This window comes from Bacillus cereus group sp. BceL220, assembly GCF_051776965.1.
GTDB classification, from domain to species: domain Bacteria; phylum Bacillota; class Bacilli; order Bacillales; family Bacillaceae_G; genus Bacillus_A; species Bacillus_A cereus.
The window spans coordinates 1-23,794 of sequence record NZ_JBPWBC010000028.1 but is presented as its reverse complement, the minus strand read 5'-3'; the positions used below and the strand labels follow the sequence as shown (position 1 = coordinate 23,794).

The window sequence follows — 23,794 nt, the reverse complement described above, 5'->3', positions numbered from 1 at the left end:
GTTCGACTCCTCTCGGGCGCGCTTTTATTAACGGGAAGTGGCTCAGCTTGGTAGAGCACCTGGTTTGGGACCAGGGGGTCGCAGGTTCAAATCCTGTCTTCCCGATATTCCAAAAAACATGGGGCCTTAGCTCAGCTGGGAGAGCGCCTGCCTTGCACGCAGGAGGTCAGCGGTTCGATCCCGCTAGGCTCCACTTTATTTAATATATGTCTCGGAGGTATACCCAAGTTCGGCTGAAGGGATCGGTCTTGAAAACCGACAGGCGGTGAGAATCGCGCGGGGGTTCGAATCCCTCTACCTCCTCCATTTTTAAAAATGGTTTAGACATATAATAATAAAATATTTATTTTTTCCTTCATGGAGGTATACCCAAGTTCGGCTGAAGGGATCGGTCTTGAAAACCGACAGGCGGCGAGAGTCGCGCGGGGGTTCGAATCCCTCTACCTCCTCCATTTTTTAATTTAATATTGTCGCGGGGTGGAGCAGCACGGTAGCTCGTCGGGCTCATAACCCGAAGGTCGCAGGTTCAAATCCTGTCCCCGCAACCAAATGGTCCCGTGGTGTAGTGGTTAACATGCCTGCCTGTCACGCAGGAGATCGCCGGTTCGACCCCGGTCGGGACCGCCATTTTAATAAGGCTCGGTAGCTCAGTCGGTAGAGCAGAGGACTGAAAATCCTCGTGTCGGCGGTTCGATTCCGTCCCGAGCCACCATTTTTTTTATGCCGGCTTAGCTCAATTGGTAGAGCAACTGACTTGTAATCAGTAGGTTGGGGGTTCAAGTCCTCTAGCCGGCATCATTTAGGGGCATAGTTTAAAGGTAGAACTGAGGTCTCCAAAACCTCCAGTGTGGGTTCGATTCCTACTGCCCCTGTAAAGTATATGGGCCTATAGCTCAGCTGGTTAGAGCGCACGCCTGATAAGCGTGAGGTCGATGGTTCGAGTCCATTTAGGCCCACCATATATTATTCCGCAGTAGCTCAGTGGTAGAGCTATCGGCTGTTAACCGATCGGTCGTAGGTTCGAGTCCTACCTGCGGAGCCATGGCCCGTTGGTCAAGTGGTTAAGACACCGCCCTTTCACGGCGGTAACACGGGTTCGAATCCCGTACGGGTCATACAAAAAAGAGTCAGCATTATGCTGGCTCTTTTTTATTTTGTTGATCCTTTTTATCATTTTACTTTCCAGAAATAAATAAAGGAATTTTGGAAAAGCTATGGTATGTATAAAAAGGAGGAAATAAATAATGACACGAGTTAGAGACTTAATGAGTACCCATATTGTACATTGTACACCGCTAGACAATGTATATGAGGCAGCTGTAAAAATGAAGGAAGAATCGGTTGGGTTAATTCCTGTTGTTGAAAATGAGCAGGTTGTTGGGCTTGTTACTGATCGAGATTTAGTTGTTCGAGGGATTGCTGAAAAACATCCTGGATCTAATAAAATTACAAATGTAATGACAACAAATATTATCTCAGTTTCTCCAAATGATTCTATTGAAAAAGCTACAGAGCTAATGGCACAGTATCAAATTAGACGGTTACCAGTAGTTGATAGTGGTCAGCTTATTGGCATGTTAGCACTAGGAGATTTAGCTATAAGGGAATCGGCAGATGATCAAGCTGGATTTGCCTTGAGCGAAATCTCAGAGCGTACAGAGTAAATTGAAACTTTAATTAACCGAGATTTTAATGGTCACTCATAAAGAGCTAAATTATATATAAAGCTCAGATGCATTATTCTAGTATATATGGATTAAACTAATATGTTAGCGTGATGTATCTGAGACATTATATAATAAGGATATGGTTAATAATTTCCACAGTTTTTTTAAATTTGTTATTCTTCATTTTTAATAAGAGAAAAGATGATATACTGATAGATATAAGTATTATGAGAGATTTCGAATATAACAATATTAATTTTTAGTGGTACGATAATAAATTAATATTTCCTACATAGATGAAAAGGGAAGGGGAATTATATGAAGGCTGTACAGGGCGATCCAAATTGGAATTTGGTTACAGATACATATATAGAACCAAATAATTTTGCTGAATTATTTTCTTTGCTTGTACCTTGTCACCCAAAAGGTGAGGGGAAAGAACGAACTATATTAGTATGGAAAGAGAAAGAATTTTATAAAGAAGAAAATTTAGCGGCATTTATCGTATATGGCATGAATAAAGTAAAGAATTTACCGCAGTTTCATAAAGATGAAATTCCAACTTTAGTGCGTATTCTTCGCTTATGCCAAGAGATTGGTTGGTATGAAGAGGCAAATGTTTTTATGATAGCACAAGGATTAGCTGAGTTTGTTCATACTTCATTGGAATATGAAACATGGGATCTTTTGACGCAATCAGTTGCTTTAAACTATTTAATTATTAAATATCGTATAGGTGAATTGACAGATAGGGATATTGAAATTTGGGATAGAGTTAAATTTAATGAGAAATGTATAACCGATTGTAAACATTTATTATCTCATAAAGAAGTATTGGAATTTACATTCTTTTATATGTGCAAGAGAGCGAAATCATTATCAAAAGAGCAATTAAATAGTGATATGATGAGTTTAGCAATGTATTGTAATACTTTCGTATATGATTTATATACACATGATTTATTACGGAAATATCGTAAGTGTACAGATTTCCTATCATATTATGGACCTAGTCAGGCAGTTTTAGCATGTCAAAGAGCTGTATTATCTCAAATTTCCGATCGCTTAGACCCATTAAAGACAACACATGTAGATGATTATTTATATGTAATGAAAGAAATGATGGAGCATATGACGATAGGAGTAATGGATCGATACGGTCATTTTATTGGAAAGCTACTATCTTATGTGCCATTTTTCGAGATGATACAAGTTCCACAGCATGCATATTATTGTGAAGAATTACTGTATATTTGTAAGGGCATTGAATATAAAGAAGAAACACTACGCAATTATATATTTATACAATTACATGATTGTTTACCATCATTCTTTAGGCTATTTCTTAAAAATAAGCGTTACGCAACGATTCATGATATTCTTTTCTATTGGTGCGATGACGAACAACGAATGAGCTTAGAGAAAAAATATAATCTGAGCTTTATTTATGAAAAATATGCTTGTGGATAAACAATATTTTCGATATGAAAAATTAATATAAATTAAAAAGGATCTCCAGTTTATGTGAGATCCTTTTTTGTTAGTAAAACAAGGAGAAAGTGATTAAAACAAGAAACAACATTCCATATAGGAGAAGTTGTGCAGTATAACTTCCTTGTATACCAAAAAAAGTATTGGCTTTCTTATACAAAAGCAATATGTATTTTATTGGAGTATCTTTGAAAGATTGGTACACAGTGTCTCCTCTTTCTAAGCTTCTTGTTCTTGTTTTTGTTTTTGGTTATAAGGGACATTAATATATCTAGCTACAAATAATAAAACAGCCATAAAGAATACTGGAAATACAGTAGATAAATAAAAGCCATTACTAATTATATTTGTTATGAGAGCACTCAAAAGAAATATAGCGTTATAAATATGGGCAATTTTTTGTTTTAGTTGCACTTGAAATGATTCCATCATAATTTCTAATGCAACAAAAGCAATAATAATAGATAAAAATACAATGTTTGTATTGTAAATGATTAAACAACAGATTAAACCTAAAAAGGCTGCGTATTCAATTATAAGAGGTATATTGCGTGGCATACAATTTACCTAACTAAATATGGCAGTGGATTTACTGCATTTGTTTTTTCAAAATTCCATTCTCCATTATGTAATTCAAAATGAAGATGTTGCCCGTATGAATGACCTGTGTTGCCCATATGACCTACTAATTGTCCAGCTTGTACTTGATCACCAGTTTGTACAGTGCGATCCTTCATATGAGCATAAACAGTTGTATATAATTTCCCATTGATTTGATGCGCAATGAACACAACATTGCCATAGCTAGCTGAATAATAAGATTTCACAACTTTACCTGCAGCAGCAGCTTGGATAGAGACGTTCCCTGGAGCAGCAATATCTATACCATAATGCATTTGTTCCCAGCGTATATCAAAGGTTGAGCTAATTCTTCCTTGAGCAGGGAATTTGAAAGCAGCTGGAATAGATGAAGGCTGATCTGTTTTAGTCTGTGGTTGATTTTGTACTACATAGTGTTTTGCTACATATCCGTATCCTGTGCCAAAACGAATTTTATACCAAGTTCCTACAGTTTCTACTACTTGTACTTGTGTACCGTTTTGTAATGAACCGAGTAGAGCGCTACTTGTACTAGTGTTGCTACGTACATTCAGATTAGGTGTTGCAACAGTATATTTTGTATTATTTTGAACGGTGATTCCTTTTACTAAGGGTTGTGAACCATTAGAGATGAATGCTTTTTGTACGTAACCCGTTTGGCCATTATGTGATATTTTATACCATTCGCCTTGATCTTCTTGAACGGTAATAAACTTGCCATTTGGTAATACATCTAAAATGGAAGATTCTAAATTAGGTTCAGAGCGAACGTTTAATGCATTAGCATTGACGATGTATTGATCATTAGATTGAAGTTTGTTTTTTAGTAAAATAGCATCTTTTTGTACATAACCTACTTTATTATGAACAGATACTTTATACCAACCATTAGTTGTTTCAAGGATGTTCACTTTTGTATTAAAGCGAATTGTATCAATTGATGTGCTCTTTACGTTATCTTCTGTATGTAATGCTACTTGATCGACTTTGACATACCCAGTTTTAACATTAGATAATTGTTCAGCGTTTGCTTTTTGTACATTTGTTTCACCCATAGAAGGAAGTAAAGAAGCAATCGCTACAGTAGTTGCTGTTAAAGCAGTAGCTTTCATATTCATGGAATAGAGACCTCCTCTAGTTGTATAGTTGTAATTTTATTATAGTATAAAGATATAATATAGTGGGTGTATTCACATAAATGTAATATGAAATCAATATAAAAATAAATTTTTTGAGGATAATGATTCCTTTTTAAACAATTAATTGGAGTTTTATTTTCTAAAATAGAATGTATGTATTGTATAACTTTAATTTTTTTATTGATAATTAAGAAAATTAAAATAGTTGATGATGTCTTATTAGGGTGTTATACTGACAGTGATAATTTTATAGTTTGCTAGGAGAGCTGGTGTTGCCAGCTGAGAGTAGGCCGTAAGCCTTTGATCCTTTTTATTACCTGATCTAGATTATGCTAGCGTAGGGAAGCAATTCGGACACTAACAATGAGTCCCCGTTTCTTTGCGTATAGAAACGGGGCTTTTTTATTTGAAAATTTCATATTGAAACCACTAGGGGTGCTTGATTTGCTGAGAGAGGAATAATCCTTAACCCTTATAACACCTGATCTAGGTAATACTAGCGAAGGGAAGTGGAACATCAAATAAATGTATAATTTTATTTGCTGTAACCACTTCTTATATATAGAAGTGGTTTTTTATTTAGATACATATATTGAAAGGGGATAGAGAAATGAAATTTTGCGATAGATTATTAGAAACTGTGCAACCGGTTTGGGAGATGAGTCATAATCATCCGTTTGTAGTGGGTATGGGAGATGGCACGTTAGAAAAAGATAAATTTCAGTATTATATTATTCAAGATTATTTATATCTGCTAGATTATGCAAAATTATATGCGATTGGTGTTGTAAAAGCAACGAATCCACAAGTAATGGGAAAGTTCGCTGAACAAATTGATGGAATATTAAATGGCGAAATGACAATCCATAAACAATATGCAAAAAGACTTGGAATTTCTATAGAGGAGATAGAGTCTGCAAAACCATCTGCTAAAAATTTAGCTTATACAAATTACATGATGTCTGTATCTCAAAATGGCACACTTGCAGAATTAATAGCAGCGCTTCTTCCATGTATGTGGAGCTACTGGGAAATTGGAAAGCGTTTAAATGATATTCCTGGAGCAAGAGATCATGAGTTTTTTGGTGAGTGGATTCAAGGATATAGTTCGGAAGAATACGGTAATCTTTGTATTTGGTTAATAGATTTATTAAATGAAATGGCAGTTGGAAAGTCTGAGAAAGAACTAGATAGATTAGAGGAGATTTTCTTATATTCCAGTCGATTTGAATATTTATTCTGGGATATGTCCTATCGTAAGGAGATGTGGGGATTTGAGGAGCAAGAACATACTACAGTTTCATAATGTTTCTTTTCATTACGATGAGAAACCAATCATCCATGAATTAAATGCTTCTATACATGAGAAAGAGTTTGTCAGTATTATCGGACCGAGTGGATGTGGGAAAAGTACTTTATTTCGCCTTATTACAGGCCTAGAGAAGGTAAGTACTGGAAAGATAGAACTGACAGAAACAAAGCACCATCCTGTAGGATATATGCCGCAAAAAGATATGCTTTTGCCGTGGAGAACAATTATTGAGAATGCTGCTCTGCCGCTAGAGTGCCAAGGTGTACAGAAGAAAGAAGCACAAGTAAAGGCAAAGGAACTGTTATATAAATTTGGTTTACAAGGATATGAGACAAAACATCCGAAAGATTTATCTGGTGGTATGAGGCAACGCGTATCTTTTATCCGAACTTTGTTAACGGGCGGGGAGATATTGTTATTAGATGAACCGTTTAGCGCGTTAGATGCTTTAACGAAGGCCTCTTTGCAAGAATGGCTGTTTGAACAATGGCAAGAGTGGGAAAAAACAATTTTATTCATTACTCATGATGTTGAAGAAGCGTTATTTCTTTCGAACCGAGTTTTAGTAGTGGAACAGCAGCCGATAACGACTTTGACTGAGCGGATTGTACCACTTGATCATAACAGAACACGAAAAGATTTATATAAACCGGAAGTATTAGCGCTGAAAGATGAGCTTCTTAGTATGTTACAAAGGCAGGTACTTGTGTGATGAACCGATTGAAAGAATTAGTTCCTGCTATTACACTTTCTAGTATTTTACTAGCTGTGTGGGAAATAGGAGCAAGAATTGTAGATGAGATGTACATTTTACCGTCACCGTCTGCGATTGTAATGAAGATATGGAAACTAAAAGACATATTATTTACGGTTCATTTACCTGCAACGTTATACGTCGTTTTAATAGGTGTTGTTATTTCTATCGTATTAGGTGTAGGGCTAGCGATGTTAATGAATGCGAGTACATGGATGGAAAGAGCATTTTATCCATTATTAGTTGCTTCACAAACGATTCCGATTACTGCGCTTGCTCCGCTATTTGTTTTATGGTTTGGATACACAATTTGGAGTAAGGTTGTTGTCACAGTTTTAATTACGTTTTTCCCGATTGCGGTCAATACGTATGATGGACTGCGTAGTACGAAAAAAGAATGGGAGGAGCTCTTAGTTACATATGGAGCAACGAAAAGAGATATTTTTCTTAAATTAAAGTTGCCGTCTGCTCTTCCTTATTTTTTCTCAGCTTTAAAAATTGCAGTTCCGCTTAGTGTTATCGGAGCAGCAATTGGAGAATGGCTCGGTGCACAAGCTGGGCTTGGATATTTCAGTAAGAGAATGATGACGCAGTTAGATGGAGCTGGCGTATTTGCACCCATTGTATTGTTATCATTATTAGCTATTTTCTTCGTCGTACTTATTTCCATATTAGAAAAGAAATTCATTAGTTGGAGGAAGCATTCATGAAATTTTTAAAGCGCATCTTTGTATTTACATTATTAATTGCAATGATTGCAGGATGCTCGAGTAATTCAGCATCAGACAAAAGTAAAAAAGAGAAAGAAATAACAGTCATGTTAGATTGGTATCCAAATGCGGTACATAGTTTTATCTATGCAGCAATTGAAAAAGGATACTTTAAAGAAGAAGGTGTAAAGGTAAATATTAAATTCCCTTCTAATCCGACTGATCCATTAACATTGGCAGCAGCAGGGAAGGTGACAGTTGGCTTGTATTATCAGCCAGATGTTGTTATGGCAAGAGCAAATGAGCAAATTCCAGTGAAATCAATTGGGGCTGTCGTACGTTCACCATTAAATCATGTCGTATCGCTGAAATCAGCGGGTATTCAATCACCGAAAGATTTAGAAGGAAAAACAGTAGGATATTCTGGAACACCTTTAAGTGAGATGTATTTAAAAACGATGGTAAAAGAAGCTGGTGGTAATCCTGATACAGTGAAAGTAGTTGATGTTGGATTTGATTTAGTACCAGCCTTAATTACGAAAAAAGTGGATGCGGTAACAGGGGCATACATTAATCATGAAGTACCGGTTATGCGTCATGAAGGCCATGAACCAGCTTACTTTAATCCAGCTGATTATGGAGTACCGAACTATCATGAACTTGTGTTTGTAACAGGTGATAAAACGTTGAAAAAAGATAAAGAAGCGTTGCAAGCTTTCTTACGTGGTACGAAAAAAGGCTATGATTTCATGAAGAAAAACCCAGATGAAGCATTGAATATTTTATTAAATCATCAAGAAAAAGAAAACTTCCCACTTGTGCCAGAAGTTGAAAAGGAAAGTATGAAAATTTTATTAGAGAAGATGGAAACGAAAGATGAGCCATTTTTATCAGATTCAAAAGAATCTTGGGAGAAACAAAATAAATGGCTGAAGGACAAAGGAATGACGAAAGAAACCGTTCCAGCCGATGAACTATTCGAAAATATTTTAAAGTAGGCGAATGAATATGAAAAATGAGCTCCACGTAATCTCAAATGGCCATATGCCATTCGAAGAGTTAGTGAATGTAGCGATGCAAATTGAGAGTGAGATTGATTATTTGCATATTCGTGAGCGTGAGAAGAGTACGAAGGAGTTATATGAAGGTGTGGAAAGTCTTTTAATGGAAGGCTTTCCGGCTTCTAAAATTGTCATAAATGATCGAATTGATATTGCAATTTTATTAAATATTTCTCGTGTTCAACTAGGGTATCGAAGCACAGATGTAAAGTCAGTGAAAGAAAAGTTTTCGTATTTGCATGTCGGTTATTCTGTGCATTCGCTAGATGAAGCGATAGTAGCATTTAAAAATGGAGCGGATTCACTCGTTTATGGTCATGTATTTCCGACAGATTGTAAAAAAGGTGTGCCAGCGAGAGGGCTTGAAGAAATTTCTGACATTGCAAGGTGTTTATCTATACCGATTACAGCAATTGGAGGAATTACTCCAGAAAACGCAGTGGATGTCCTTACTAATGGTGTAAGCGGTATAGCAGTTATGTCCGGAATTGTAAGTAGTAGTGACCCGTATAGCAAAGCGAAATCTTATAAGGAATCAATAAGAAAGTGGGCGGAAAAACATGTGTGAGAAGTATGATGTAGCGATTATTGGTGGTGGTGTAATTGGTAGTTCAGTTGCACATTTTCTAGCAGAAAGAGGACATAAAGTAGCGATTGTAGAGAAGCAAAGAATTGCATCGGAAGCTTCAAAAGCAGCTGCTGGTCTACTTGGTGTTCAGGCAGAATGGGATGCGTATGATCCGCTATTTGAACTTGCTAGAGAAAGCCGAGCTATATTTCCACAACTTGCAGCAGTTTTACGTGAAAAGACGGGTATTGATATTGGATATGAAGAAAAAGGAATTTATCGTATTGCTCAAAATGAAGATGAGAAGGAAAGAATTCTTCACATTATGGATTGGCAGCAAAAAACAGGTGAAGATTCCTATTTTCTAACGGGAGACCATGTGCGGGAAAAAGAGCCGTATCTATCCGAATCTATTATAGGAGCAGTATATTATCCGAAAGACGGTCATGTTATTGCATCAGAGCTTACGAAAGCATTCGCACATTCTGCGGCAATGTCAGGTGCTGATATATATGAACAGACAGAAGTGTTTGATATTCGTATTGAAAATAATAAAGTGACCGGAATTTTTACGAGCGAAGGTATTGTCACATGTGAGAAAGTCGTTATTGCAGGAGGTTCATGGAGCACGAAGTTACTCAGTTATTTTCACCGCGATTGGGGTACATATCCAGTTAAAGGAGAAGTGATTGCGGTAAGAAGTAGAAAACAACTTTTAAAAGCACCTATTTTTCAAGAAAGATTTTACATTACTCCAAAGCGCGGTGGACGTTACGTAATTGGGGCAACAATGAAGCACCATACGTTCAATAAAACTGTGCAGCCAGAAAGTATAACTTCTATATTAGAGCGTGCTTATACAATATTGCCAGCTTTAAAAGAAGCAGAATGGGAAAGCGCGTGGGCAGGATTAAGACCACAATCGAATCATGAAGCTCCTTATATGGGAGAGCATGAAGAAATAAAAGGTTTATATGCTTGCACGGGCCATTATCGGAACGGTATTTTATTAAGTCCTATTTCTGGCCAATATATGGCTGATTTAATAGAAGGAAAGCAAGAGAATCATTTGCTAGATTCATTGCTTTCTAGAAGAGTTTAGAAAGGGGATGGAAGTTTGAATTTAAAAATTAATGGTAACCAAATTGAAGTGCCAGCGAGTGTAAAAACAGTAGCTGAGTTACTTACACATTTAGAGCTAGATAACAGAATTGTTGTAGTAGAGCGTAATAAAGATATTTTACAAAAAGATGATCATACAGATACATCTGTTTTTGATGGAGACCAAATTGAGATTGTAACTTTCGTAGGAGGCGGTTGATTATGTTGAACATTGGACCATTTTCATTTCATTCTAGACTTTTATTAGGAACAGGTAAATTCCCTGATTTTGACGTACAGCAAAAGGCAATTGACGTTTCTGAAGCTGAAATTTTAACGTTTGCAGTACGTCGTATGGATATCTTTGATGCAAAGCAACCTAATTTATTAGAGAAACTTGATGTGAAAAAATATACGTTATTACCAAATACAGCAGGGGCAAAAAACGCTGAAGAGGCTGTTCGTATTGCAAAATTAGCAAAAGCTTCTGGGCTTTGTGACATGATAAAGGTAGAAGTTATTGGTGATGATAGAACGTTATTACCGGATCCGGTAGAAACGTTAAAGGCATCTGAAATGTTACTGGAAGAAGGATTTATCGTACTTCCGTACACATCTGATGATGTTGTATTAGCACGTAAATTACAAGAGCTTGGCGTGCATGCGATTATGCCAGGAGCATCTCCAATCGGATCAGGACTTGGTATTGTAAATCCATTAAATTTGGGCTTCATTATTGAACAAGCGACAGTACCAGTTATCGTTGATGCTGGTATTGGTAGCCCAGCTGATGCGGCATTTGCAATGGAATTAGGAGCAGATGGCGTGTTATTAAATACAGCTGTATCAGGAGCAAAAGATCCTATTAAAATGGCACAGGCAATGAAACTAAGTATTGAAGCAGGACGTTTAGGATTTGAAGCAGGTCGTATTGCACGTAAGCGCTGTGCAACTGCAAGTAGTCCTTTAGAAGGAATGAGCGTAGTTGAATAATCGATATTCTCGCCAAGAACTATTTTCTCCAATTGGAGCAGAAGGGCAGCAAAAGATAAGAGAAAAGCATGTACTTATTATCGGTGCAGGTGCATTAGGTAGTGCAAATGCAGAGATGTTTGTAAGAGCGGGTGTTGGCAAGATAACAATTGTTGACCGTGATTATGTAGATTGGAGTAATTTACAAAGACAACAATTGTATGCAGAGAGCGACGTAAAGAATAATCTCCCAAAAGCTATAGCGGCTAAAAAACGTTTAGAAGAGATTAATAGCGATGTAACAATAAAAGCTCTCGTTCAAGATGTAACAGCTGAAGAGCTAGAAGAACTTGTTACAAACGTTGATGTAATTATTGATGCGACTGATAATTTCGAAACACGCTTTATTGTGAATGATATAGCACAAAAATATTCTATTCCATGGATTTACGGTGCATGTGTAGGTAGTTACGGTCTTTCTTACACAATCATTCCTAGTAAAACACCATGTTTATCATGTTTATTGCAGTCGATTCCGCTTGGCGGGGCAACATGTGATACAGCGGGTATTATATCACCTGCTGTATCTCTTGTCGTTTCTCATCAAGTAACAGAAGCTCTTAAACTGTTAGTAGAAGATTACGAATCACTTCGAGATGGGCTTGTATCGTTTGATATGTGGAAGAATGAGTATTCATGTATGAATGTGCAAAAGCTTCGCCAGCATAATTGTTCTTCATGCGGAGAGAATGCATTATATCCGTATTTAAATAAAGAGAACACATCAAAAACAGCAGTCTTATGCGGGCGAAATACAGTTCAAATTAGACCACCTCATAAAGAGGAAATGAATTTTGAACAATATAAAGAGTTGCTGGAAGGTCGCGTGAATGATTTAAATGTAAATCCATATTTACTATCATTTTCTGTTGAAGACAAGAGGTTAGTCGCCTTTAAAGATGGCCGTGTGCTCGTACATGGAACGAAAGATATAAGCGAAGCAAAAACGATTTATCATCGCTATTTTGGATAGAAAAGGATGAGTGGGATGAAAGTGAATAAAGCTTTAACAATTGCAGGGTCTGATAGCGGCGGCGGTGCTGGAATTCAGGCAGATTTAAAAACATTCCAAGAGCTTGGTGTATACGGAATGACGGCTATTACGGCAATTACTGCTCAAAACACGCTTGGCGTTCAAGGGGTATATCCTGTTCCGTTAGAAGGTATTACAGAACAGCTGAATTCAATTGGTACGGATTTAACACCAGATGCAGTGAAACTAGGAATGTTATTTAGTAGTGAAATAATTCAAATTGTTGCAGAACAAATTAAAAAATTTGGCTGGAATAATATTGTGCTAGATCCCGTTATGATCGCAAAAGGCGGTGCATCATTATTACAGCAAGAAGCAGTTCATGCATTAAAAGAATATTTATTACCAGTAGCAACCGTTATAACACCGAATGTTCCAGAAGCAGAAGTGTTAACTGGGATGGAGATTCATAATGTTGAAGATAGTAAGGAAGCTGCAAAAGTATTGCACAAATTAGGTGCTAAATATGTGCTTATGAAGGGCGGACATGCAGAATATCAAGGTAATGAAGTAATTGATTTCCTCTTTGATGGAGAAGAATTTATTGAGTTTAGAAGCGAGCGAATTCCTTCAAAGCAAACGCACGGAAGTGGGTGCACATTTGCTTCAGCGGTTACAGCAGGACTTGCGAAAGGATACTCAATTGAAGATGCTGTTCAAGAAGCAAAACGATTTATTAGTATAGCAATTGAAGAGCCATTGAATATTGGTAGTGGTCATGGACCAACGAATCATTTTGCGTATAAAGTGAATAGAACGCGTGTATAGATAAGTGAAAAGCCAGTTTTATAACTGGCTTTTTTTCTGTTTACTTTTTCAAAATACAGGAGTAATATATCAGCCAGAATATATTTTTTTGTAAACGCTGAGTCCAATTATATGGAGCGGAGGAACCAATTTGTGCAGTGTCACTAGGGGTGAATCTTTCAAATTTGAAAGTAGGGCTACTCTCAAAGCCCGAATCCGACAGCTAACTTCGTAAGCGTCTTGAGAGAGGACGGTGCCATGATGGATACATCACTTCATCGATCTGATTAGTATAGGGGAATATCAATCTATGTTTGATTTTTTTTATACTAAGGAGGATGAGGTACATGGAACTAACACTTATTTGTGTTGGAGAAGAAAGTAAGGTAAATAGTTTAAGAGATCTAGTTGCATTTCAACATGAGTTAGTTATTTTTACAGCAAATGAAGAGGTAGCGGCTGAAGTTAGGAATTGTGGGTTTGATTGGACTTATAGTTGTAGTAAGGAGCAGGATTTTACTAGTATTTGTGAGTGTATTAAGAAGGTCATTTTACTAGGGGATGAGCTTCCAATCGTTAGTTTCTTCACAGAACACATTCGTTTTTCTTTTCAAGCACCTATTACTGTTGTTACAAGGAATAAACGATATCCAGCGAGGCTCTATGAAACAATTGGAGCTAAGTTTGTCGTGTTTACAAATTGTGATAATATTTCTTTTTTATTTTTTGAATAGGGCGGGGGAAGAAATGATGAAGGTACTATTACTTGGAGATATAGCAAATCGTTGGGCAGTATCGGTAGAGCGAGTTCAAGAATTGGTCCAGATTGATCCCCTTTTTCCAGGGCCATATATTATATTACCATCAAAAGATGCTTTGTATTTAGAGATGGATATTACCGAGTATGAGCAGCTACATGCAGAATTGACACAAGTTTATATTCGTGGGAGAAATTTACGTGCATTTTTACGAGGGGAATAAAGGTTGAATAAAAAAGAGCGAATGCTGAGTGCAACAAGCTATGCACTTCATGTCATTCGCTCTTTTTATTTCATATTTAAAAGGTCATTTTTAAGAAAAGAAAAGAGAAATAAAGAAAATAGATGAAATAACAGTAATAATCTTCGATGTAAGCGTTTAAATGAATGTAAATATTATTATTTTCAGTAATTTACCCCTTTACAAGTGAAATATAGAGGAGTATATTTACTCTCATAAATCATTCATAAAATTTCCAAAAAAACCTAAAATCGCTGAGTTCCAGAAATGGAGCGGGGGAACCAATTTTGTGCATCGTCACTTGGGGTGAATCTTTCAGTTTTGAAAGTAGGGCTACTCTTTAGGCCCGAATCCGACAGCTAACCTCGTAAGCGTTTAGAGAGGAGGTTTACTTTTTGTTGTTCATTTTTTGAACACTGAGTAGAGCTCAGTGTTCTTTTTTAATATTTAAATGGTAAATTTTAACAAAAAGAGAGGGATAGTTATGTTAGATGTTGTAATGGTCGGGATTTTTATTTTATTAGTTGCATCGATGGCAAGTCTTGCAAGTTGGTCAGATAAAGTTGTGAAAGAAGGAAAGCAATCATGATGATTGTCTTATCGGTTATTGTCGCAGCAATTACAGTGTATTTAGTGTATGCATTATTAAATCCAGAGAAGTTTTAATTAGGGGGAATCATTCATTATGATTTGGGTTGCAGTCATTATTACAATGCTCTTGTTTATTTTAGTAGCAAAGCCAACGGGGATTTATTTAGAAAAAGCTTTTCAAGGTAGCAAAACGTTAGATAAAGTATTCGGGCCTTTTGAAAAACTTATTTTTAAAATTACGGGTGTAAAAGCATACAATCAAACGTGGAAACAGTACGCATTATCATTAGTTTTATTAAATGGATTTATGATCGTTGTCGTATACTTCATTTTCAGATTACAAGGTGTGCTGCCATTAAATCCAGCGCATATTGAAGGGATGGAGCCTACGCTCGCTTTTAATACAGCAATTAGTTTTATGGCTGATACAAACTTACAGCATTATAGCGGTGAAAATGGTTTATCTTATTTATCACAATTAATCGGAATTACATTTTTAATGTTTGCGGCACCAGCAACGACATTAGCGCTCGTTATGGCTTTTATAAGAGGACTTGCTGGAAAAGAACTTGGTAACTTTTTCGTTGATTTTACGAGAGCGTTAACGAGAGTGTTTCTTCCTATCGCATTTATTGCGGCACTAGTTTTTGTCGCACTTGGTGTACCACAAACGTTAGATGGGGCGGTTACAGCACAAACGATTGAAGGTGCAAAGCAAAGTATTTTACGTGGACCTGTTGCATCATTCGTTTCCATTAAGGAACTTGGAAATAACGGCGGTGGATTTTTCGGAGCAAACTCTACGCATCCTTTCGAAAATCCAGGACAAATGAGTAATATTTTGCAAATGATGCTTATGATGTTATTACCAACAGCACTTCCATTTACGTACGGACGAATGGTCGGAAATAAAAAACAAGGCCGCATCCTTTTCGTGTCACTATTTATGGTATTTTTACTAGGGTTTATAACGATTACGACATTTGAACTAAACGGGAACCCGGCATTAAATGGAATGGGTATCGAACATGTACAAGGAAGTACAGAAGGGAAAGAAGTACGATTTGGAACAGTATTTTCTTCACTATACGCAACAGTAACGACAGCTGCTGAAACAGGCGCTGTTAATACGATGCATGATACGTTAACACCAATTGGTGGTCTAGTTCCCCTCGTAAATATGATGTTAAATACAGTGTATGGCGGGGTTGGAGCAGGCTTTGTAAACATTATTATGTATGCAATTATCGCGGTGTTTATATCTGGGTTAATGGTTGGACGGACACCAGAGTTTTTAGGTAAAAAGATTGAAGGTAAGGAAATGAAATTAATCGCAGTCACGATTTTATTTCATCCATTGCTCATTTTAGGATTTTCGGCATTAGCTCTTTCAACAAATTTAGGAACGGATGCTATTTCTCATTCCGGTTTCCACGGTTTAACACAAGTTGTATATGAATATACATCGTCAGCTGCGAATAACGGATCTGGATTTGAAGGATTAGGAGATAATACACCGTTTTGGAATATTACGACTGGTTTAGTTATGTTTTTAGGACGCTACTTCAGTTTAATTACGATGCTAGCTGTGGCAGCTTCGTTGAAAGAAAAAACGGTAGTGCCAGAAACAGTCGGAACGTTCCGTACAGATAATAGTTTATTTGGTGGCATCTTCATCGGAACGATTGTAATTGTCGGTGCATTAACATTTTTCCCGATGTTAGTACTCGGACCAATTGCAGAATTTCTTACATTGAAGTAATGGAGGGTAAATGATGAGACCGGTAGTAGTAAAAGAAAAACAAGTAAATGAGACACAAATACATGCTGTAGAAGATGAGGTTAGACAAGCGAAAACGATGGATCGTGATATCGTAACACATGCGATGAAGCAATCCATTGCGAAATTGAATCCGAAAGTCATGATAAAGAATCCGATTATGTTCGTTGTGGAAATTGGGTTTATCATTACGTTCATTTTATCTTTTCTTCCAAGCAGTTCTAGTAGTATACCAGGATGGTTTAATATAACAGTTTCTCTTATTCTATTATTTACAGTTTTATTTGCGAATTTTGCAGAAGCATTAGCAGAAGGTCGCGGTAAAGCGCAAGCCGATTCTTTAAAACAGTCGAAGAAAGATGTGTTTGCAAATGTTGTAAAAGAAAATGGAGACATTGTCCAAGTTTCAGCAACTGATCTTAGAAAAGGTGACGTTGTTATCGTAAAACAAGGAGAAATGATTCCGAATGATGGTGAAGTAATCAAAGGATTAGCGTCTGTAGATGAATCTGCAATTACAGGAGAATCAGCTCCTGTAATAAAAGAAGCGGGTGGTGATTTTTGTTCCGTAACAGGTGGAACGATGGTGGTAAGTGATGAAATTACAATTGTCATTACGAGTAATCCTGGTGAATCATTTATCGACAAAATGATTTCTTTAGTAGAAGGAGCTGCTCGTCAAAAAACGCCGAATGAGATTGCTTTAAATACAGTATTAACGAGCTTAACTCTTATCTTCTTGATCGTCGTTGTGACGTTGCCGATTTTTACAAATTATTTAGGTTTTCAAATTGATACAGCTGTACTCGTAGCATTGTTAGTATGTTTAATTCCAACGACAATTGGTGGTTTGCTATCAGCGATTGGTATTGCTGGGATGGACCGGGTGACAAAATTTAACGTGTTAGCGATGTCAGGGAAAGCAGTAGAAGCTGCGGGCGATATTAATACAATTATTTTAGATAAAACAGGTACAATTACTTTTGGAAACCGGATGGCTCATACATTATTGCCTGTAGGAAATGAAACGATTGAGCAAGTTGGAAAGTGGGCTGCTATTAGTTCTGTTTTAGATGAAACACCAGAAGGTCGATCTGTTATTGAGTATGTGCAGGGAAAATCTATATCATATAATAGAGAACTTGCAGAACAAGGGGAGTTTGTTCCGTTTAAAGCAGAAACGAGAATGAGCGGTGTTGATTTACAAGACGGAACGAAAGTGAGAAAAGGTGCTGTCGGTGCTGTTATTGAATGGGTTGGGTCACAAGGTGGAACAATTCCGAAAGATGTAAATCAAAAAGCAGACTTAATTTCAAAAGAGGGCGGAACACCACTTGTAGTTGCAGTAGATAATCGTATTTACGGTTTAATTTATTTAAAGGATACAGTAAAACCGGGTATGCGTGAGCGTTTTGAACAGTTGCGCCAAATGGGGATTAAAACGGTTATGTGTACAGGTGATAATCCGTTAACAGCAGCAACGATTGCAAAAGAAGCTGGAGTAGATGAATTCGTTGCCGAGTGTAAACCAGAAGATAAAATTGCGGTTATTAAAGCAGAGCAAGATAAAGGGAAACTTGTAGCGATGACAGGTGATGGTACAAATGATGCTCCGGCATTAGCACAGGCTGACGTTGGATTAGCGATGAATAGTGGTACGACAGCTGCGAAAGAAGCAGCGAATATGATTGATTTAGACTCGAATCCAACGAAAATTATTGAGGTTGTAGGAATTGGTAAGCAATTGTTAATGACCCGAGGTGCGTTAACGACGTTTAGTATTGCGAATGATATAGCGAAATATTTTGCGATTATTCCAGCGATGTTTACACTTGCGATTCCGCAAATGGAAGCATTGAACATTATGAAATTAACATCACCACTGTCAGCGATTTTATCAGCATTAATATTTAACGCTGTTATTATTCCATTACTCATTCCGTTAGCGATGAAAGGTATTGCATATAAACCGATGAGTTCTAATGCATTGCTTAGCCGAAACTTACTTATTTATGGGCTTGGCGGAGTTATCGTTCCGTTCATTGGAATTAAAGTAATTGATATAATTGTCGGTTTGTTCATATAAGGAAGAGGGGAAAAAGATGGAAAAGAAACAAAGTATACTATCACCAATTATCCGTATTACTTTTACATTTCTAGTGTTGTGTGGACTTGTATACCCACTTATTGTTACTGGTATTGCACAAGCAGTGATGAAGGATAATGCGGATGGAAGTCTAATATATAATGATAAAAATGAAGTGATTGGTTCTAAATTAATCGGGCAAAACTTCACGGATCCACGTTATTTTCAAGGGCGTGTTTCTAGTATTGAATATAAGGCAGAAGCATCTGGTTCAAATAACTATGCACCATCTAATCCAGATTTAGAGAAACGAGTAGAGAAAAGTATTGAAGAGTGGAAGAAACAAAATCCGAGCGTTCCAGTTACAGAAGTACCGATTGATTTAGTGACAAATTCAGGTTCAGGGCTTGATCCTGACATTAGTCCGAAGGCAGCTTCTGTGCAGGTGGATCGCATATCGAAATTAACGAATATTCCGAAAGAAAAACTTAATCAATTGATTAAAGATCAAACAGAAGGTGCTGCGCTTGGTTTATTTGGAGAAGATCGAGTGAACGTCTTAAAGCTAAATTTGGCATTACAGGAATTAATGAAATAGTAACAACGCTACCTCAATCTAACGGATTGAGGTAGCGTTGTTTCGAATGAAAGGTAGTGTTTATTTTGTATGCAGATGATTATGAACCGAAGTTTCAAAGGCGAACGCCAGAGGAATATTTAGAATATATTCGTCAGCAAAATCGCGGAAAGTTAAAGCTATATGTAGGAGCAGCTCCAGGCGTAGGAAAAAGTTATAAAATGCTCTTTGATGCAAGGGAAATGAAAAAAGATGGAATTGATATTGTAATTGGTTTAATTGAAACGCATGGAAGAAAAGAGACGGAAGAAGCAATTGCTGATTTAGAAAAAGTTCCTTTGAAAGAAATACAGTATAAAGGAAAGGTATTTTATGAGCTTGATGTGGAAGGAATAAAAAAACGCGCGCCGCAAGTAGTCGTAGTGGATGAACTTGCGCATAGTAATGTTCCTGGTTCTAAGCATAAAAAACGTTATATGGATGTGCAGGAATTGTTAGAGGCTGGTATATCGGTATTATCAGCTTTTAATATTCAACATTTAGAAAGTGTTCATGATATTGTAGCTCAAATTACGAATGTAAAAGTAAGAGAACGAATTCCAGATTTTATTTTACAAAAAGCAAATGAAATTCAGCTCGTTGATGCAACGCCCGAGGTATTAAGGAAGAGACTAATAGACGGAAAGATATATAAAGAAGAAAAAATTCAGCAAAGTTTACAAAATTTCTTTACGCTTAATAATTTAGGGGCACTTAGGGAATTATCACTTCGCGAGGTTGCCGATGATATGGACGAGAAAATTAGCCAAACAGTAATAGAACCAATTGGCGTAAAAGAAAAAATTCTTGTTTGTGTACAATACAGTTCAACAGCGGAGAAATTAATAAGACGGGGATGGCGCATGGCTGATCGGTTAAACGCTGAATTGTACGTATTAAACGTTGAGAGGGAAAATATAGATTCTATTTCAGCTGGAAAAAAGCAGACGATTGAAGAGTGGAAGTTGCTAACGAATCAATTTGATGCAAGTTTTGTATTAGAAGAAGCAAAGGGAAGAAAGCCAGCAGATGTTATTATTGAAGTGGCAAAAAGATTACAGGTGACGCAAATTTTACTTGGACAATCGGCTAGAACAAGGTGGGAAGAAATACGAAAAGGCTCTATTGTAAATGAAATTATGAGACAAACAAAGTATATTGATATTCATATTGTTGCGGATCAAAGAGGATAAATAGAGCCGACCTTTTTGGGGGCTCTATTTTGCTTTTTGTACAGAATGAAAACTTAGCATTTTCATTGCATATAAGATTACAAGTAAAAACATAATTGCGCCTAGGAAGAAAATCCAAAAGTAATTTTGGTTAAATAAAAGAAATCCACCTATAAGTGGCCCTGTGCCCATACCAAGATAGCGGATGAAGTTGTACATACCGATAGCTGTTGCACGTTCTTGCACGAATTCTTCTGTTAATAAAGTAGTGTGAATTGGCATAGAAAGTCCCATACTAAAACCGTACAAAGATGTAACGATAATGATGAATGGGATATTGATGTTATATATGAAAGAGAATAAAAAGACACATATAATATTGAAGTAACTCGTAATAAATAAAGTTTGCTTTGTTGTGAGGCGTTTTTGCAAAAACTTGTAGCAAAAACTTCCTAGCATGATAGAAAGAGACATTGGTACAAACATAAGACCAATTTCACTTGCAGCTAGATGAAATGAATTTGCTAAAATGCTCGGTAAAAAAACGAGAAAGCAAAAGTAAATACAAAATTGAATGAAGCCAATAAGAGTAATAGAAAATCCAGTTTTATTTTTTAAGATAAGAGAGTAATTCTTTTGTGCTTTAGGCTGCTTAATTACATTTGGCTTTGTTTCTGGAAGTAGTGAAATGTTTATAATTAATAAGATAATGCCAAGTGTAGATAAAAAGAGAAATACAGATAAGTGACCATTTATACTGCCAAGAAATCCACCTATGAGAGGAGCCATTGCAGGTGCGAGGGCAAGTAACATTTGGTATAGGCTCATCGCTTCTCCGCGTTCTTTTCCTTCAAATAAATCGCCGATAATCGTTGCTGAAACTACAGGTATAGCCGCTATTCCTATAGCTTGAACAGCTCTAAAAAAGAGAAATAAATAAATGTTTGCCGAAAAAGCACATCCGATTGAACCAATTGTACTAATGACTAAACTAGGGATAAGGACAGATTTTCTCCCTTTTGTATCAATTAAAGGTCCATATACGAGCTGCATAATTGCAAGAATGAATGTGAAAAGTGAAACTGTTACATTTACAAGATAAAGAGAAGTGTGAAAAGAATTTTGAATCATCGGTAAGATAGGTGTGTAAATATTTTGAGCGAAGGAACCGAGTAAGGCACTAATACAGACAACATATAAAATGAAAGTTAGTTTAGATTTTTTCATCTTGTTAACCTCCTTGTATTTTGGTTTCCTTGGAAACTAAATTTATTTTAACATGATTTTCTCACTTGTAAAGATGAAAAAATAATTTTAAAATGGTATATAGTTAAATTGTTTCTTCGGAAACTTAGGAGGCGAACGGATTGAAGCATGCAACGAAGCAAATGGAAATACTGTCGGACATTCGTACACTTTTGCATAAAAAAGAAGAACATTTAAAACGACAAAACGAGAAGTTTCTTCGTGAGACAGGTGTAAGTAGTATGTCTTTATCTGAGTTACATGTAATCGAATGTATCGGAAAAAATGGTTTGATGAATGTAACGGCAATTACGACAGAAATGGGCATGACGAAGGGAGCAATCTCTAAAATTTGTACGAAGTTGTTTCAAAAGCAATTCGTTGAGAAGATGCAAATGTTAGATAATCAAAAAGAAATCTTCTTCAGCTTAACGGAAAGCGGCAATGAAATATATAAAGCTCATGAAAAATTGCATAAGCAAGCTGAAGAAAAGTGGTTGTTACTTTTAGATGGATATACGAAAGAAGAGCAAGACTTTATTCAAAGGTTTATAAAGGATGTCTCCGATCATTTGGAAATATAATTGGAAGAAAAAACTCCTTTTTCTCAAGTCTTTTAAATATAATTTCTGAAAGAACTCATATATAATAGAAAAAGATACTTAACATGGTGAATAATTAAAGAGTCAATATATATAGAGGAGAGAGTAACATGCTTGAAAATACGGGGTTAGTATTAGAAGGCGGCGGTATGCGTGGTGTATATACGGGTGGGATATTAGAATACTTTATGGAACAAGATTTATATTTTCCATATGTAATCGGTGTATCAGCTGGTGCTTGTCATGCAGCGTCGTATCTTTCCAGACAAAGAAATAGAAATAAAACGGTCAATATTGATTATGCATCACATCCGAAATATTTGTCGTATAAAAACTTATGGAGAAAACGTCAGCTATTTGATATGGAGTTCATTTTTCATGAAATTCCAGAAAAGCATGTTCCGTTTGATTTTGAAACATACTTTAATAGCCCAGAACGTTTCCTTGTAGGAACGACGGATTGTGAAACAGGACAATCTGTTTATTTTGAGAAAGAAGGAACGAATGATGATGCACTAAATTTATTACAAGCGTCTAGTTCATTGCCTTTCATTGCACCAGTAGTAAATTATCGTGGTAAGCAGTTATTAGATGGCGGGATTTCTGATCCAATTCCAGTTCGTAAGGCACAGGAAGATGGATTTAAAAAATCAGTCGTTATTTTAACGAGAAATCATGGTTACGCGAAGAAAAAATCAAAATTCGGATGGATTGCAGGAAAAGCTTATAAAAAATATCCGAATCTTGTTAACACGATGTTGAATCGTTATGAAGTGTATAATGAAACACTTCACTATATTGAAAAAGAAGAGCAAGCTGGTAATTTATTTGTTATTCGCCCAGAAGTGCCGCTTCAAGTAGATCGTATGGAAAAAGATACAGCAAAACTACAAAATTTATACGAGCAAGGCTATGAAGATGCAAAGAGACAATTTGCAGATTTGCAGGCGTTTTTGCAAAAATAAATATTAGGCTGTGGAGATGGAGTTCTCTGCAGTCTTTTTATTATTGGTTTCAATACCGAATGTTGGTTATACACGTTTTTAGATTATGGTATAATATGGATAAAAGTATGTGGAGAGGTGATACATATGGAAAATGTATATAAAGGGCTTAGACATACTGGATTTATCATGATGCTTATTTTTGGGGGTGTATTTTTACTTCGCTGGTTTATTCATGATGAAATGTTATTAGATCAACTTATTAGTTTTAGTGTGGGCATAGTAATGGTTATTTCATCAGTTTTCATTCAAAAGTATAGTAAAGAATTACGGGTAGAAGAGAAATATTAAAAGGCTATAAGCTCCTTCATATTTTGGAGGGACCGTTATAGTTTGAATGATTGTTATAAAAGAAAAGTAGAGCATCGGATTTTGAAGTGACCCCTAAAAGTTAGACACGGTTATTTCATTAGGCAGCTTGATAAAAGTGAGTCCGGTATTGTACTGGGCTCATTTTTAATTTTGCCTTAATCCGTTTCGTATT

The 23,794-nt window shown here is 36.4% G+C and carries 27 protein-coding genes, 12 tRNA genes and 4 riboswitches; of the genes, 36 read left to right on the top strand and 3 right to left on the bottom strand.

Annotation, left to right across the window (positions count from 1 at the left end):
• The first annotated feature begins 31 nt into the window (after positions 1–31).
• From ACS2FK_RS29535 to ACS2FK_RS29470, 14 genes are all read left to right on the top strand, one after another.
• Positions 32–105: transfer RNA gene (locus tag ACS2FK_RS29535), tRNA-Pro, on the top strand.
• A 15-nt stretch (positions 106–120) separates the two neighbouring features.
• Positions 121–193, top strand: a tRNA-Ala gene (locus tag ACS2FK_RS29530).
• Between the two features lie 20 nt (positions 194–213).
• Positions 214–306, top strand: a tRNA-Ser gene (locus tag ACS2FK_RS29525).
• Positions 307–359: 53 nt separating this feature from the next.
• A tRNA-Ser gene (locus ACS2FK_RS29520) sits at positions 360–452 on the top strand.
• A gap of 19 nt (positions 453–471) precedes the next feature.
• Positions 472–548 (top strand) — tRNA-Met (locus tag ACS2FK_RS29515).
• A 3-nt stretch (positions 549–551) separates the two neighbouring features.
• Positions 552–627 (top strand) — tRNA-Asp (locus ACS2FK_RS29510).
• Positions 628–636: 9 nt separating this feature from the next.
• Positions 637–712 (top strand) — tRNA-Phe (locus tag ACS2FK_RS29505).
• Between the two features lie 10 nt (positions 713–722).
• Positions 723–795: transfer RNA gene (locus ACS2FK_RS29500), tRNA-Thr, on the top strand.
• A gap of 6 nt (positions 796–801) precedes the next feature.
• Positions 802–872, top strand: a tRNA-Trp gene (locus ACS2FK_RS29495).
• A 10-nt stretch (positions 873–882) separates the two neighbouring features.
• Positions 883–959 (top strand) — tRNA-Ile (locus ACS2FK_RS29490).
• Between the two features lie 8 nt (positions 960–967).
• Positions 968–1,042, top strand: a tRNA-Asn gene (locus ACS2FK_RS29485).
• 1 nt (position 1,043) lies between these two features.
• Positions 1,044–1,115, top strand: a tRNA-Glu gene (locus ACS2FK_RS29480).
• A 129-nt stretch (positions 1,116–1,244) separates the two neighbouring features.
• Positions 1,245–1,664, top strand: a complete 420-nt coding sequence (locus tag ACS2FK_RS29475) for a CBS domain-containing protein (protein WP_000199012.1) — start codon at positions 1,245–1,247, stop codon at positions 1,662–1,664.
• A 321-nt stretch (positions 1,665–1,985) separates the two neighbouring features.
• Positions 1,986–3,137 carry a DUF3965 domain-containing protein gene (locus tag ACS2FK_RS29470; RefSeq protein WP_063546486.1) on the top strand — a complete coding sequence of 384 codons (1,152 nt, stop codon included), beginning with the start codon at positions 1,986–1,988 and terminating at the stop codon, positions 3,135–3,137.
• A 240-nt stretch (positions 3,138–3,377) separates the two neighbouring features.
• Here ACS2FK_RS29470 and ACS2FK_RS29465 read toward each other — a convergent pair whose 3' ends face one another.
• Positions 3,378–3,716, bottom strand: a complete 339-nt coding sequence (locus tag ACS2FK_RS29465) for a hypothetical protein (protein ID WP_001137818.1) — start codon at positions 3,714–3,716, stop codon at positions 3,378–3,380.
• A 5-nt stretch (positions 3,717–3,721) separates the two neighbouring features.
• On the bottom strand, positions 3,722–4,876 hold the full coding sequence (locus ACS2FK_RS29460; RefSeq protein WP_001056046.1) for an SH3 domain-containing protein: 1,155 nt from the start codon (positions 4,874–4,876) through the stop codon (positions 3,722–3,724).
• Positions 4,877–5,146: 270 nt separating this feature from the next.
• A riboswitch (TPP riboswitch) is annotated at positions 5,147–5,258 on the top strand.
• Positions 5,259–5,318: 60 nt separating this feature from the next.
• A riboswitch (TPP riboswitch) is annotated at positions 5,319–5,422 on the top strand.
• A gap of 85 nt (positions 5,423–5,507) precedes the next feature.
• Between ACS2FK_RS29460 and tenA the strand changes: the two genes are divergently transcribed.
• The 19 genes from tenA (at position 5,508) to kdpDN (ending at position 20,480) form a co-directional block, all read left to right on the top strand.
• On the top strand, positions 5,508–6,203 hold the full coding sequence (tenA, locus tag ACS2FK_RS29455; RefSeq protein ID WP_000666826.1) for a thiaminase II: 696 nt from the start codon (positions 5,508–5,510) through the stop codon (positions 6,201–6,203).
• A complete protein-coding gene (locus ACS2FK_RS29450) occupies positions 6,172–6,921 on the top strand; it encodes an ABC transporter ATP-binding protein (RefSeq protein ID WP_001256790.1) in 750 nt (249 codons plus the stop codon). Before tenA ends, ACS2FK_RS29450 begins: the two co-directional genes overlap by 32 nt.
• On the top strand, positions 6,921–7,673 hold the full coding sequence (locus ACS2FK_RS29445) for an ABC transporter permease (RefSeq protein ID WP_001080857.1): 753 nt from the start codon (positions 6,921–6,923) through the stop codon (positions 7,671–7,673). Before ACS2FK_RS29450 ends, ACS2FK_RS29445 begins: the two co-directional genes overlap by 1 nt.
• Positions 7,670–8,671, top strand: a complete 1,002-nt coding sequence (locus ACS2FK_RS29440; protein ID WP_000670421.1) for an ABC transporter substrate-binding protein — start codon at positions 7,670–7,672, stop codon at positions 8,669–8,671. Before ACS2FK_RS29445 ends, ACS2FK_RS29440 begins: the two co-directional genes overlap by 4 nt.
• Before the next feature lie 10 nt (positions 8,672–8,681).
• Positions 8,682–9,302 (top strand): thiazole tautomerase TenI, encoded by a 621-nt coding sequence (gene tenI, locus ACS2FK_RS29435; protein ID WP_063546488.1) that lies wholly within the window; start codon positions 8,682–8,684, stop codon positions 9,300–9,302.
• On the top strand, positions 9,295–10,404 hold the full coding sequence (thiO, locus tag ACS2FK_RS29430; RefSeq protein ID WP_063546490.1) for a glycine oxidase ThiO: 1,110 nt from the start codon (positions 9,295–9,297) through the stop codon (positions 10,402–10,404). Before tenI ends, thiO begins: the two co-directional genes overlap by 8 nt.
• 15 nt (positions 10,405–10,419) lie before the next feature.
• Positions 10,420–10,623 carry a sulfur carrier protein ThiS gene (thiS, locus tag ACS2FK_RS29425; protein WP_001049502.1) on the top strand — a complete coding sequence of 68 codons (204 nt, stop codon included), beginning with the start codon at positions 10,420–10,422 and terminating at the stop codon, positions 10,621–10,623.
• A 2-nt stretch (positions 10,624–10,625) separates the two neighbouring features.
• Positions 10,626–11,396 (top strand): thiazole synthase, encoded by a 771-nt coding sequence (thiG, locus tag ACS2FK_RS29420; protein WP_000931980.1) that lies wholly within the window; start codon positions 10,626–10,628, stop codon positions 11,394–11,396.
• Positions 11,389–12,408, top strand: coding sequence for a thiazole biosynthesis adenylyltransferase ThiF (thiF, locus tag ACS2FK_RS29415; RefSeq protein WP_001065409.1), 1,020 nt, complete (start codon positions 11,389–11,391; stop codon positions 12,406–12,408). Before thiG ends, thiF begins: the two co-directional genes overlap by 8 nt.
• A 15-nt stretch (positions 12,409–12,423) precedes the next feature.
• Positions 12,424–13,236 carry a bifunctional hydroxymethylpyrimidine kinase/phosphomethylpyrimidine kinase gene (gene thiD / locus ACS2FK_RS29410; protein ID WP_063546492.1) on the top strand — a complete coding sequence of 271 codons (813 nt, stop codon included), beginning with the start codon at positions 12,424–12,426 and terminating at the stop codon, positions 13,234–13,236.
• An 85-nt stretch (positions 13,237–13,321) separates the two neighbouring features.
• Positions 13,322–13,469: riboswitch (cyclic di-AMP (ydaO/yuaA leader) on the top strand.
• Positions 13,470–13,562: 93 nt separating this feature from the next.
• Complete coding sequence (locus tag ACS2FK_RS29405) at positions 13,563–13,949, top strand: hypothetical protein (RefSeq protein ID WP_000424087.1); 387 nt, start codon at positions 13,563–13,565, stop codon at positions 13,947–13,949.
• Between the two features lie 13 nt (positions 13,950–13,962).
• Positions 13,963–14,196, top strand: coding sequence for a hypothetical protein (locus ACS2FK_RS29400; RefSeq protein ID WP_002025339.1), 234 nt, complete (start codon positions 13,963–13,965; stop codon positions 14,194–14,196).
• Between the two features lie 3 nt (positions 14,197–14,199).
• A complete protein-coding gene (locus ACS2FK_RS29395; protein ID WP_001034421.1) occupies positions 14,200–14,322 on the top strand; it encodes a hypothetical protein in 123 nt (40 codons plus the stop codon).
• Between the two features lie 134 nt (positions 14,323–14,456).
• Positions 14,457–14,602: riboswitch (cyclic di-AMP (ydaO/yuaA leader) on the top strand.
• 96 nt (positions 14,603–14,698) lie between these two features.
• Positions 14,699–14,803, top strand: a complete 105-nt coding sequence (locus tag ACS2FK_RS29390; RefSeq protein ID WP_000887894.1) for a SipW-dependent-type signal peptide-containing protein — start codon at positions 14,699–14,701, stop codon at positions 14,801–14,803.
• Positions 14,800–14,880: a K(+)-transporting ATPase subunit F gene (gene kdpF / locus ACS2FK_RS29385; RefSeq protein ID WP_000973728.1), complete on the top strand. Its 81-nt coding sequence runs from the start codon at positions 14,800–14,802 to the stop codon at positions 14,878–14,880. The genes ACS2FK_RS29390 and kdpF overlap by 4 nt, the downstream gene beginning before the upstream one ends.
• Positions 14,881–14,899: 19 nt before the next feature.
• Positions 14,900–16,567, top strand: coding sequence for a potassium-transporting ATPase subunit KdpA (kdpA, locus tag ACS2FK_RS29380; RefSeq protein WP_000638329.1), 1,668 nt, complete (start codon positions 14,900–14,902; stop codon positions 16,565–16,567).
• A 13-nt stretch (positions 16,568–16,580) separates the two neighbouring features.
• Positions 16,581–18,671, top strand: a complete 2,091-nt coding sequence (gene kdpB, locus ACS2FK_RS29375; protein WP_001248009.1) for a potassium-transporting ATPase subunit KdpB — start codon at positions 16,581–16,583, stop codon at positions 18,669–18,671.
• A gap of 16 nt (positions 18,672–18,687) precedes the next feature.
• Complete coding sequence (gene kdpC, locus ACS2FK_RS29370) at positions 18,688–19,269, top strand: K(+)-transporting ATPase subunit C (RefSeq protein ID WP_000412606.1); 582 nt, start codon at positions 18,688–18,690, stop codon at positions 19,267–19,269.
• 56 nt (positions 19,270–19,325) lie between these two features.
• Positions 19,326–20,480: a KdpD-like non-kinase potassium sensor gene (gene kdpDN, locus ACS2FK_RS29365; protein WP_003269552.1), complete on the top strand. Its 1,155-nt coding sequence runs from the start codon at positions 19,326–19,328 to the stop codon at positions 20,478–20,480.
• Between the two features lie 24 nt (positions 20,481–20,504).
• On the opposite strand, the gene ACS2FK_RS29360 is transcribed toward kdpDN, so the two are convergent.
• A complete protein-coding gene (locus ACS2FK_RS29360; protein WP_000748717.1) occupies positions 20,505–21,686 on the bottom strand; it encodes an MFS transporter in 1,182 nt (393 codons plus the stop codon).
• A gap of 140 nt (positions 21,687–21,826) precedes the next feature.
• On the opposite strand from ACS2FK_RS29360, the gene ACS2FK_RS29355 reads away from it, so the two are divergent.
• The 3 genes from ACS2FK_RS29355 (at position 21,827) to ACS2FK_RS29345 (ending at position 23,601) form a co-directional block, all read left to right on the top strand.
• Positions 21,827–22,288 carry a MarR family transcriptional regulator gene (locus ACS2FK_RS29355; protein WP_048536152.1) on the top strand — a complete coding sequence of 154 codons (462 nt, stop codon included), beginning with the start codon at positions 21,827–21,829 and terminating at the stop codon, positions 22,286–22,288.
• A 128-nt stretch (positions 22,289–22,416) separates the two neighbouring features.
• A complete protein-coding gene (locus tag ACS2FK_RS29350; RefSeq protein WP_063546494.1) occupies positions 22,417–23,271 on the top strand; it encodes a patatin-like phospholipase family protein in 855 nt (284 codons plus the stop codon).
• Positions 23,272–23,397: 126 nt separating this feature from the next.
• Positions 23,398–23,601, top strand: coding sequence for a hypothetical protein (locus ACS2FK_RS29345; RefSeq protein WP_063546496.1), 204 nt, complete (start codon positions 23,398–23,400; stop codon positions 23,599–23,601).
• Positions 23,602–23,794 lie beyond the last annotated feature (193 nt).

Excerpts from the sequence above, each read along its gene's own strand:
- thiO (WP_063546490.1), top strand. The coding sequence starts at position 9,295 with ATGTGTGAGAAGTATGATGTAGCGATTATTGGTGGTGGTGTAATTGGT.
- kdpF (WP_000973728.1), top strand. The coding sequence starts at position 14,800 with ATGATGATTGTCTTATCGGTTATTGTCGCAGCAATTACAGTGTATTTA.
- ACS2FK_RS29475 (WP_000199012.1), top strand. The coding sequence starts at position 1,245 with ATGACACGAGTTAGAGACTTAATGAGTACCCATATTGTACATTGTACA.
- ACS2FK_RS29440 (WP_000670421.1), top strand. The coding sequence starts at position 7,670 with ATGAAATTTTTAAAGCGCATCTTTGTATTTACATTATTAATTGCAATG.
- tenI (WP_063546488.1), top strand. The coding sequence starts at position 8,682 with ATGAAAAATGAGCTCCACGTAATCTCAAATGGCCATATGCCATTCGAA.
- kdpC (WP_000412606.1), top strand. The coding sequence starts at position 18,688 with ATGGAAAAGAAACAAAGTATACTATCACCAATTATCCGTATTACTTTT.
- ACS2FK_RS29460 (WP_001056046.1), bottom strand. The coding sequence starts at position 4,876 with ATGAATATGAAAGCTACTGCTTTAACAGCAACTACTGTAGCGATTGCT.
- ACS2FK_RS29360 (WP_000748717.1), bottom strand. The coding sequence starts at position 21,686 with ATGAAAAAATCTAAACTAACTTTCATTTTATATGTTGTCTGTATTAGT.
- ACS2FK_RS29345 (WP_063546496.1), top strand. The coding sequence starts at position 23,398 with ATGGAAAATGTATATAAAGGGCTTAGACATACTGGATTTATCATGATG.
- thiG (WP_000931980.1), top strand. The coding sequence starts at position 10,626 with ATGTTGAACATTGGACCATTTTCATTTCATTCTAGACTTTTATTAGGA.
- thiD (WP_063546492.1), top strand. The coding sequence starts at position 12,424 with ATGAAAGTGAATAAAGCTTTAACAATTGCAGGGTCTGATAGCGGCGGC.
- ACS2FK_RS29465 (WP_001137818.1), bottom strand. The coding sequence starts at position 3,716 with ATGCCACGCAATATACCTCTTATAATTGAATACGCAGCCTTTTTAGGT.
- ACS2FK_RS29445 (WP_001080857.1), top strand. The coding sequence starts at position 6,921 with ATGAACCGATTGAAAGAATTAGTTCCTGCTATTACACTTTCTAGTATT.
- ACS2FK_RS29400 (WP_002025339.1), top strand. The coding sequence starts at position 13,963 with ATGATGAAGGTACTATTACTTGGAGATATAGCAAATCGTTGGGCAGTA.
- ACS2FK_RS29350 (WP_063546494.1), top strand. The coding sequence starts at position 22,417 with ATGCTTGAAAATACGGGGTTAGTATTAGAAGGCGGCGGTATGCGTGGT.
- kdpB (WP_001248009.1), top strand. The coding sequence starts at position 16,581 with ATGAGACCGGTAGTAGTAAAAGAAAAACAAGTAAATGAGACACAAATA.
- kdpA (WP_000638329.1), top strand. The coding sequence starts at position 14,900 with ATGATTTGGGTTGCAGTCATTATTACAATGCTCTTGTTTATTTTAGTA.
- ACS2FK_RS29470 (WP_063546486.1), top strand. The coding sequence starts at position 1,986 with ATGAAGGCTGTACAGGGCGATCCAAATTGGAATTTGGTTACAGATACA.
- ACS2FK_RS29405 (WP_000424087.1), top strand. The coding sequence starts at position 13,563 with ATGGAACTAACACTTATTTGTGTTGGAGAAGAAAGTAAGGTAAATAGT.
- tenA (WP_000666826.1), top strand. The coding sequence starts at position 5,508 with ATGAAATTTTGCGATAGATTATTAGAAACTGTGCAACCGGTTTGGGAG.
- ACS2FK_RS29390 (WP_000887894.1), top strand. The coding sequence starts at position 14,699 with ATGTTAGATGTTGTAATGGTCGGGATTTTTATTTTATTAGTTGCATCG.